Here is a 9749-nt window from a genome sequence, read left to right as displayed (position 1 = left end):
ACCCATCCCGAACACGACCGTTAAGTCCTCCAGCGCCGATGGTACTTGGACCGCAGGGTCCTGGGAGAGTAGGACGCCGCCAAGCACAAGAACCACTATTGATTTCAATCAATGGTGGTTTTTTTTGTCTCGATTGATCACATTTACTGAGTATAAGGAATACTCATATCAGACTTATCAACATTGGAGTGTATTAGTTAAACCTACATAATGTTAATTGTATTAAAGTAATACACAAATGCTGTCTACTTATACACCATCTGTGCACTAACTGTGAATGGTTTGATAATTAATGTAACTTACCCACATAGTTACTCACAATTGTGCAATAAAAAAGATTAAACAATAGAAGAATATTTTTGTATCCACAGGTCCACACTAAAAATAATCTCACCCCTTGGCAAAATAAAAGAATATGATATAATATTAACAAAGTCAAAGAAAGTCAAAGTCAACAGAAGGTATAACCCTTCGTACAAAGGGTACCCACATAGGACTTAACATTGCAAACTGGTTATTAGTGGTTTGTCGTAACAAAGCTTCGCGATTAAAAGGTTTGGTTAAGATCTTGTGTAAGTATGCATATGTTGTTACCGTGGGTACATCGTTGGCTTAACGTTTCAAATAGTGGAGGATGAGTGATGCGTAATATTTCCGATATTATTGAACAATATCTGAAGAATATTCTGCATGAAAGTCCCGAAGGAACAGTGGAAATTCAGCGCAATGATCTGGCCGAGAAATTTGTCTGTGTTCCTTCACAGATCAATTATGTCATAAGTACTCGCTTTACGTTAGAGAAGGGCTATCTTGTGGAGAGCAAGAGAGGTGGCGGAGGGTATATTCGTATTCAACGAATTGATCTTCCTCAACACTCAGATCTTCATACTCATCTCCGACAGATGATTGGCGAAGGCATCGACCAGACGACAGCGGAAGGGCTGATCTATCAACTGGAGGGATCCTGTTTCCTAAACAAACGCGAAGCAAATCTAATGCGTGCAGCGATATCCAGGGAATGCCTCATGATCAAACTTCCTTACAGGGATGAGATTCGTGCCAGAATGATGAAAGCGATGCTGATCTCTTTATTAGGTAAATGACCTACGAAGAAAAAGGAGGTACATCGACGTGCTTTGTCAAGAATGCGGAACCAAACCGGCAACTCTTCATTTTACGAAAATAGTGAATGGGGAGAAGACGGAATTTCATATTTGTGAATCATGTGCAAGGGAAAAAGGTGAAGTTCTTCCTGGGGCTTCTGGAGGGTTCTCGATTCATAGCTTATTGTCTGGACTTATTGATTTCGACACAGCTAGTAAGGTTCAATCGGGTGCTACGAAGGCTGCTCAACCTCTGCGTTGCGAAGAATGTGGAATGACTTATACACAATTTAGTAAGGCAGGACGTTTTGGATGTAGTTCATGTTATAAATATTTCAATGATCGTTTAGATCCTTTATTTAAAAGAGTACATGGAAGTACAGCTCACGTGGGTAAAATCCCTAAAAGAAGTGGCGGCCAAATACAGGTTAAGCGCCGATTAGATGATCTCAAAGCCGAACTGCAGCAACGAATTATACAAGAAGAATTTGAAGAAGCAGCAACACTTCGTGATCAGATTAGGGAGATTGAGAAGGGATTACCTGAACAGTAAAGTTCTTTCAAGAAGGAGGAATGCGTGATGCCAAATCTCCGGTTTACCGAAAAGGCACTTAGTGACTGGATGCTCGGTAACGCAAATGATTCCGATATAGCCATAAGTAGCCGTGTTAGAGTAGCGCGTAATTTACAGCATATTCCTTTTCCTTTGCTTGCATCGAATGAGCAATCTGTAGAAGTGCTGGACCGCCTTACTGACATGGGTAAATATGATGATCTACAATCATTTGGTGCTTTTCATATGCTTAATTTAAATGATATTTCACCTTTAGATAAAAAAGTTCTCGTTGAGAAACATTTGATAAGTCCTAGTTTAGCTGATGAATCACATTATGGTGCAGTCATACTTAGCGAAGATGAGTCAATAAGTATCATGATTAACGAAGAAGACCACCTTCGCATTCAATGTTTATATCCAGGATTCCAAGTACGGGAAGCATGGGAGAAAGCAACAGCAATTGATGATATATTTGAAGCACATATCGATTATGCTTTTGATGATGTACGAGGGTACTTAACAAGTTGTCCTACGAATGTAGGAACAGGGCTTAGAGCATCAGTTATGATGCACTTACCAGCCTTGGTTATGACGCAACAAATCAATCGTATTTTGTCTGCTGTTTCCCAAGTAGGATTAACCGTAAGAGGAATATATGGAGAAGGAAGCGAAGCAGTAGGTAATATATTTCAAATTTCCAACCAAATCACACTAGGGCAGACGGAGAATGAAATTATTGATAATCTGCATAGTGTCGTATTACAAATCATCGAACATGAGAAAAATGCTCGTGAACGATTGCTTAGCGAATCTAAATTGCGTATGACCGATCGAATAAAGCGATCTTATGGAATTTTAACATATGCTGAAATTATTGATTCGAAGGAAGCCGCACAACGCTTGTCTGATGTTCGCCTAGGTGTAGACCTTGGCATTATTGAGGGTCCATCGACACCAATTATGAATGAACTGAATGTTATGACACAGCCAGGTTTTCTTCAAAAAACATTTGGGGAAATGATGGGGAATGAGGAACGTGATGTCTGTCGAGCGAGATTGATTCGAGAGAAGTTAGGTTCGTAACAAAGATAATGCACAGTCATTCAATATAAGAGAGTTACAAAAATCATGGAGGTGTAGGAGAATATGATGTTCGGGAGATTTACGGAACGTGCACAAAAGGTGCTAGCTTTGGCTCAAGAAGAAGCGGTTCGTCTAGGACACAATAATATAGGTACAGAGCATATATTGCTTGGTCTTATTCGTGAAGGTGATGGCATTGCGGCTAAGGCATTAATCGGTCTTGGTCTAGGACTAGAGAAGATTCAGGATGAAGTTGAGACGTTGATTGGACGAGGACAAGAACAACCAACGAATATTGCCTATACACCTCGTGCCAAGAAGGTAATTGAACTTTCAATGGATGAAGCACGCAAGCTTGGACATACCTACGTAGGAACAGAACATATATTGCTTGGCCTGATTCGTGAGGGCGAAGGTGTTGCCGCACGAGTACTGAATAACTTAGGAATTAGTTTGAACAAAGCACGTCAGCAAGTGCTGCAATTATTAGGTAGCAGCGAAGCTGTATCTAGCCATAATGGTGCACAGGCTAACGTAAATACGCCTACATTGGATAGCTTAGCACGTGATTTAACGGCTTACGCTAAAGAAGGTAATCTTGACCCAGTGATTGGTCGTAGTAAGGAAATTGACAGAGTTATTCAAGTCCTTAGTCGCCGTACCAAGAATAATCCAGTTCTGATTGGGGAGCCTGGGGTTGGTAAAACAGCCATCGCCGAAGGACTTGCTCAGAAAATTATTAATAATGAAATTCCAGAGACACTTCGTGACAAACGTGTCATGACACTTGATATGGGCTCGGTTGTAGCCGGCACTAAATATCGTGGTGAATTTGAAGATCGTCTTAAGAAGATTATGGATGAAGTTCGTCAAGCAGGAAATATTATTCTCTTCATTGATGAATTGCATACACTAATTGGTGCTGGTGGGGCAGAAGGGGCAATTGACGCTTCTAACATTCTGAAACCATCCCTTGCACGTGGAGAATTGCAATGCATAGGGGCAACAACACTTGATGAATACCGTAAATATATTGAGAAGGATGCTGCCTTAGAGCGTCGTTTCCAACCGATTACAGTTGATCAACCATCTCCGGAAGAAGCTATTCAGATTTTATATGGTTTACGTGATCGTTATGAAGCACATCACCGTGTAAAGATCACAGATGAGGCAATTATAGAGGCTGTTAAATTGTCGGATCGGTATATTCCAGATCGGTTCCTACCGGATAAAGCGATTGATTTGATCGATGAAGCTGGTTCGAAGGTAAGGTTGCACTCCTATACGATTCCGCCAAATTTAAAAGAATTAGAAAGCCGTCTTGAAGATATTCGTAAGGAAAAGGACGCTTCGGTCCAAAGCCAAGAATTCGAAAAGGCAGCTGCTCTCCGAGATACTGAACAAAAAATTCGTGAAGAGTTGGATGTTACGAAAAATCAGTGGAAAGAAAAACAAGGTAGTACTGATTCTGAAGTCACACCTGATGATATTGCACAAATCGTTGCTAGCTGGACAGGAATTCCAGTAAATAAGCTTAAAGAAGAAGAAACACAACGACTTCTGAATATGGAAGCCATTCTACATGAACGTCTCGTAGGGCAAGAAGAAGCAGTTAAAGCCGTAAGTAGAGCAGTTCGTCGTGCTCGTGCAGGACTCAAAGATCCTAAACGACCTATTGGTTCATTTATATTCTTAGGACCTACAGGTGTCGGTAAGACAGAATTAGCTCGCGCATTGGCTGAAGCCATGTTTGGTGACGAGAATTCCGTTGTTCGAATCGATATGTCTGAATATATGGAGAAGCATTCAACATCTCGTTTAGTAGGAGCACCTCCAGGATATGTTGGTTTTGAAGAAGGAGGTCAATTAACAGAAAAGGTACGTCGTAAACCTTATTCTGTTGTACTTTTGGATGAGATTGAGAAGGCTCACCCTGAGGTATTCAATATATTGCTACAAGTTCTTGAAGATGGCCGTCTTACAGACTCTAAAGGTCGCGTTGTCGATTTCCGTAATACATTAATTGTTATGACATCCAATGTAGGTGCGGAAGCAATTAAGAAGAACTCGACACTAGGTTTCACGGCTGCACAAGATGGTGGTGCAGATTATAGCAATATGAAAGATAAAGTAATGGGAGAGCTTAAGAAGAGCTTCCGTCCTGAATTCCTGAACCGTATTGATGAAATTATCGTATTCCATTCGTTGGAACAGAAGCATATTGCAGAGATTGTAACGTTAATGTCTGAAGAACTTCGTAAACGTCTACGGGAATATGATGTAGATTTCATCTTAACAGATGAAGCCAAAGCATTCTTAGCCAAAGAAGGATATGATCCTGCGTTTGGTGCACGTCCACTTCGTAGAGCGATCCAGAAACATATTGAAGATCGTTTATCTGAAGAACTACTTACGGGCACTATTAGCAAAGGTGATTCTTTAATCATCGATAAGGGTGAGGACGGGTTAACCGTAGAGAAGAAAGATCTCTCAGTAACTCCTGAACAATAACGTAAACAAGTTATGAGTTGAATCTTCAAATGGTGCCTTTCATATATGAAGGGCACCATTTTTTTGATAGGGAATATTACCTATTTTGATGTATTGTAAGAAGTGATGTAAACTTTTCACCTATACTATACGATAAATCTTAATAGATGGTAATTTTATCGGAAGAATAGGGAGAATGATCTGAATAATCGAGGAAGTGAATGAAACATGAAGAAGAAAACAATATATAAGTGTACCAGTTGTGGTCATGAGCATATCAAATGGCAAGGTTCATGTAATGATTGTCGAGAGTGGAATACACTCGTTGAAGAAGAGGTTGGTGGCGATGTTAACGGGGGGCAAAAGAGCATCGCTAAGAAGAAAAATGTGAAAGTAAACCGTTTAACAGATACCGTATCACAGAACAGTGATAGGATCGTTACGAAATATAATGAATTTAATCGTGTGATGGGCGGAGGAATTGTAAAAGATTCTATTACAATTATTACTGCCATTCCAGGAGCAGGGAAATCAACGCTTTTGTTACAGATATCCGATGATATGGCGAAACAAGGGTTAAAAGTGTTATATGCTTCTGGTGAGGAAAGTGACTCACAGATAAAAACGAGAGCAGAGCGTGTTCTGCAAGATATGCATAAAGATGTTTGGGTATACTCAGACAATAGCTTGAATAATGTCTTAGGTTGTATTGATCAAGTTGATCCAGATGTGATTATTATTGATAGTATTCAAACCTTTGTATTGGAAGAATATCCTCAAAGACCCGGCTCTCCTACACAAACTATGGAATGCGCTAATACGCTCTTAAAAGTTGCAAAAAATGCAGAAAGACCCAGAGCGATTATTATGGTGGGGCAGATGACCAAGGATAATGAATTAGCCGGGTTGAGAGCATTAGAACATTTGGTTGATACAGTTCTGATTCTAGAGGGAGAAGAAGGCGAAGAGTTAAAGATGCTATTTTCGTCCAAAAATCGTTATGGAAGTTCTGGAGAAATAGGGTTTTTCTCTATGGGTGAGCAAGGAATGGTCGCTGTTGACAATCCATCAGAATTCTTTATGACGCAAAGAGAAGAAAATGATGTGATTAGTGGAAGTGCACTAACCGTTGTTAAAGAAGGAACACGCCCCATCATTCTTGAGATAGAAAGTTTGGTATCATCCACATTCATGCCGTACCCAAGTCGAATTGCTGAATGTCTAAAGAAAGACCATGTAAATACACTTATAAGTATCATGGAACAAAGAGCCAGCATCCCTTTGCACGATAAGAATGTTGTAGTGAAGACTACGGGTGGTATTCGTTTAAAAGAACAATCCTCTAACTTAGCAGCGATTATGAGTATTGTATCTTCTTACAAGAATAAAGGAATACCTAATGATACCGTTTTTATCGCCGATATAGGATTAACGGGTGAATTAAAGAAAGTACCTACGTTAGAGTTACGCATCAGAGAACTTGAGCGAATGGGATTCAAACGTGTATACGTTGCACTTAATGGATTGAAGAGTACTACGACATTTTCTACAATAAAGGTTATTCCATGTAAAACACTGAGCCAAGTTATTCAATCTGTATTTGGCAGTTCACCTTCTAAAGATAGTAATCAACGAGCTCCATGGGACGAGGAAGAATAATAATAATTCCGTAAAGCTACTTGAACCTTGCCTGAGGGGTTAACAAAAAACCTACAATTGCAGGGGTCATCTTCTTTTAAAGGAAAGAGCTTTCCGTTATACTTAGTTGTAAGGATTTAGGAAGTCCGACGTTATAATGAGTTGGGTCACGGAAGTAATTTAAAATAGCATGAATTGAGATTGGGAAATATATCATATAATATATGATTCCAGTAAGCAGCTGGAGTTTTTTAAAGGGGTGCTAGTGCAACATCCCACATGAATAAGCTTATTGGTGTAACTATTGTGGCACAAGCACTTGCTGTTGCGTTAGATTAGGGGGCATATAAAGATGAAAGAGGCTAATCAAATAGATATCATGAATGATTTATTGAGGCTTGTTGCACCTGGTACAGCTTTCCGTGATGGTCTGGAGAATGTTCTGCGTGCAAAGACTGGAGCTCTAATTGTTGTTGGCTATAGTCCGGAGGTTATGGAGGTTGTCGATGGTGGATTCTCGATCAATTGTGATTTCTCTCCCAACTATTTATACGAATTGGCTAAGATGGATGGAGCCATAATATTGAGTGAGGATCTGAAGAGGATCTTGTATGCAAATACGCAGTTGATACCGGATTCGTCTATTTCATCTTCGGAAACAGGCATTCGACATAGAACGGCAGAACGTGTTGCGAAGCAAACAGGCAAGTTAGTTGTTTCCATCTCACAGCGCCGGAATATCATAACTCTTTATCAGGGTTCATTGCGTTATTCTCTAAAAGAAATCGGTGTTATTCTAACCAAGGCGAATCAAGCCATTCAGACTCTGGAGAGATATAGAGCAGTTCTGAATCAGTCACTTACGAATTTATCGGCATCTGAGTTTGAAGAACTTGTAACGATCCCCGAAGTGGTTAATGTGATTCAGCGGGTGGAGATGGTACTCCGTATTAAGACAGAGATTAAGCGGTACATTACAGAATTGGGTAATGAAGGACGCCTAATTAGTATGCAGATGGAAGAGCTCGTCAGCAATATGGAAGTAGAGGCTTGGTTGTTATATAGAGACTATGCTCGTGTAGACGACGAAGATAAGATTAGAGAAATCATTGCTGGACTTAAAAAAGCAACGGATGAGGAATTGTTGGATATTCTCTATATTACTCGCTTACTAGGGTATCCTTCATCTGCTGCGACGTCGGAGGAATCGATCGTACCACGTGGTTATAGAGTCTTGAATAAGATTCCTAGATTGCCAAATGTGATCATACACAATCTGTTAGAACGGTTCGAACAATTACCTCAAATTATGACAGCAACGGTGGAACAATTGGATGAAGTGGACGGAATTGGTGAAGTTAGAGCTAGGCATATCAAGGAAGGCCTCAGCCGTTTACAAGAGCAAGTATTCATTGACAGGCAGGTTTAAATGCCATACAATCAATTGATGATACGGGGTATAATGAACTAATTGAGGTGAATAAATGATAACGAAGTCAATTCCGAACATGTTTACTTTAGGAAATCTGGCTCTCGGCATGATTGCAATTATGATGGCACTGAATGATAAATTCAGTATGGCTGCGATCATGATTATTATTGCGATGCTTCTCGATGGCCTTGATGGCCGTGTCGCAAGAGCACTTCATGTGCAAAGTGAATTCGGGAAAGAGCTTGATTCCCTTTCTGATGTAATTTCTTTTGGTGCAGCACCTGCACTTATAATGTATATGGTAACATTGCAAGGAATGCCAGATCCAATCGCTTGGAGCGCTACAGCTATTTTTCCTATGTGTGGTGCACTTCGCTTAGCACGGTTTAATGTTCGAAAAGGGATTCCAGGTTACTTTGTTGGATTACCCATTCCTGCAGCAGGTGGAGTACTAGCCACATTATCGCTTTTTCATAATGAAATTTCTGATACTTTTATGATTATTACCATGCTTTTGCTATCATATTTAATGATTAGTACGGTAAGGTATCCCAATTTCAAAAAAGTTGGGCTACCGAAAAAAGTCGTTATAGGCGCACCTTTGGTTATTGTGGTGGCTGTTGCGATAGCTGTAATCTTTCCAGATCAAATATCCAAGTTGATCTTTATACCACTTGTCATATACGCCATATATGGTGTGAAGCAGAGTATCAGTAGATCTATAAGACGTCGTAACAAGAAAAAGGATGAAGATCCACTTCATTCTGATCAATAAATAATGATTCAACCTAGGATACACAAATAAAAAGCATTTATTTCATGCCTTCATGGCCCTGAGATAAATGCTTTTTTTGTTTGATTATACAAAATATTGTTAAGACATATTAAATAGTCCGAGCGTGGAACATTTCTTCGACTCATCTCGAACTACGTCGTCCATATTAATCTCAAGCAGATTGCAAAGAGCAGACAGGTAGAACATATTACGGCCTAATTCAGTACTAATAATCTCTTTACAGTTCTCACACAGTTGCCCATGTACATGACTTCCAACGACTTCTTTCGTGGAGGCTAGGTCTAATTCGGGTTCAAAGGTTTGCTTGGTAGCGTGGAGTTCGATACAGCCACAATCAGTAATAGCTTTGGCGACAGCCCTGTTCAATGAGGCGCTACTCTGTCCATTCTTAGACATTACATCAAGTAGGCTGCGGTGACGGAGCAGTAGGTCGGATATTTGATTCTGGAATTCTTGTAAACTGACTGTACTCATTTTTTCCAATCACCTCTATATTTATGAATTGCTTTCATTATATGTCAGTGGAATGTCTATTTTCAACCTCAAAAGAAACATAAGCCCAAAACAGTGGAGCGTCAAAGCACTTATTTTAAAAAATTGGAGAATATAGGGTTATGTCCACTTGAATTGGATCATACTGGATAAAGATAT

The 9749-nt window shown here is 39.9% G+C and carries 8 protein-coding genes and 1 rRNA gene; 8 read left to right on the top strand and 1 reads right to left on the bottom strand.

What is annotated here, in order from left to right:
• The 8 genes from rrf to pssA all read left to right on the top strand — a co-directional run.
• Nucleotides 1-85, top strand: a 5S ribosomal RNA gene (rrf, locus tag AC1D69_RS23375); the annotation flags it as partial.
• Between the two features lie 556 nt (nucleotides 86-641).
• Entirely contained in the window at nucleotides 642-1103 is a 462-nt protein-coding gene (locus tag AC1D69_RS23370) for a CtsR family transcriptional regulator (RefSeq protein ID WP_495458522.1), read from the top strand.
• A gap of 28 nt (nucleotides 1104-1131) precedes the next feature.
• The gene (gene mcsA / locus AC1D69_RS23365; protein WP_495458521.1) at nucleotides 1132-1656 is read left to right on the top strand and encodes a protein-arginine kinase activator protein McsA; all 525 of its coding nucleotides are present in this window, start codon (nucleotides 1132-1134) and stop codon (nucleotides 1654-1656) included.
• Between the two features lie 27 nt (nucleotides 1657-1683).
• Nucleotides 1684-2742 carry a protein-arginine kinase McsB gene (gene mcsB / locus AC1D69_RS23360; RefSeq protein ID WP_495458520.1) on the top strand — a complete coding sequence of 353 codons (1059 nt, stop codon included), beginning with the start codon at nucleotides 1684-1686 and terminating at the stop codon, nucleotides 2740-2742.
• A 63-nt stretch (nucleotides 2743-2805) separates the two neighbouring features.
• Nucleotides 2806-5253, top strand: coding sequence for an ATP-dependent protease ATP-binding subunit ClpC (gene clpC, locus AC1D69_RS23355; RefSeq protein WP_495458519.1), 2448 nt, complete (start codon nucleotides 2806-2808; stop codon nucleotides 5251-5253).
• Between the two features lie 207 nt (nucleotides 5254-5460).
• Nucleotides 5461-6891 carry a DNA repair protein RadA gene (gene radA / locus AC1D69_RS23350; protein ID WP_495458518.1) on the top strand — a complete coding sequence of 477 codons (1431 nt, stop codon included), beginning with the start codon at nucleotides 5461-5463 and terminating at the stop codon, nucleotides 6889-6891.
• A 331-nt stretch (nucleotides 6892-7222) separates the two neighbouring features.
• The gene (disA, locus tag AC1D69_RS23345) at nucleotides 7223-8299 is read left to right on the top strand and encodes a DNA integrity scanning diadenylate cyclase DisA (protein WP_495458517.1); all 1077 of its coding nucleotides are present in this window, start codon (nucleotides 7223-7225) and stop codon (nucleotides 8297-8299) included.
• Between the two features lie 55 nt (nucleotides 8300-8354).
• A complete protein-coding gene (pssA, locus tag AC1D69_RS23340; RefSeq protein ID WP_495458516.1) occupies nucleotides 8355-9077 on the top strand; it encodes a CDP-diacylglycerol--serine O-phosphatidyltransferase in 723 nt (240 codons plus the stop codon).
• Nucleotides 9078-9176: 99 nt separating this feature from the next.
• Here the strand turns inward: pssA and AC1D69_RS23335 are convergent, their stop codons facing one another.
• Nucleotides 9177-9572, bottom strand: a complete 396-nt coding sequence (locus AC1D69_RS23335) for a nucleoside triphosphate pyrophosphohydrolase family protein (protein WP_495458515.1) — start codon at nucleotides 9570-9572, stop codon at nucleotides 9177-9179.
• Between the last annotated feature and the right edge of the window lie 177 nt (nucleotides 9573-9749).

Source organism: Paenibacillus sp. Y301 (genome assembly GCF_059445505.1).
This window is presented reverse-complemented; position numbering and strand designations above follow the sequence as displayed.

Excerpts from the sequence above, each read along its gene's own strand:
- disA (WP_495458517.1), top strand. The coding sequence starts at position 7,223 with ATGAAAGAGGCTAATCAAATAGATATCATGAATGATTTATTGAGGCTT.
- radA (WP_495458518.1), top strand. The coding sequence starts at position 5,461 with ATGAAGAAGAAAACAATATATAAGTGTACCAGTTGTGGTCATGAGCAT.
- pssA (WP_495458516.1), top strand. The coding sequence starts at position 8,355 with ATGATAACGAAGTCAATTCCGAACATGTTTACTTTAGGAAATCTGGCT.
- AC1D69_RS23370 (WP_495458522.1), top strand. The coding sequence starts at position 642 with ATGCGTAATATTTCCGATATTATTGAACAATATCTGAAGAATATTCTG.
- clpC (WP_495458519.1), top strand. The coding sequence starts at position 2,806 with ATGATGTTCGGGAGATTTACGGAACGTGCACAAAAGGTGCTAGCTTTG.
- AC1D69_RS23335 (WP_495458515.1), bottom strand. The coding sequence starts at position 9,572 with ATGAGTACAGTCAGTTTACAAGAATTCCAGAATCAAATATCCGACCTA.
- mcsB (WP_495458520.1), top strand. The coding sequence starts at position 1,684 with ATGCCAAATCTCCGGTTTACCGAAAAGGCACTTAGTGACTGGATGCTC.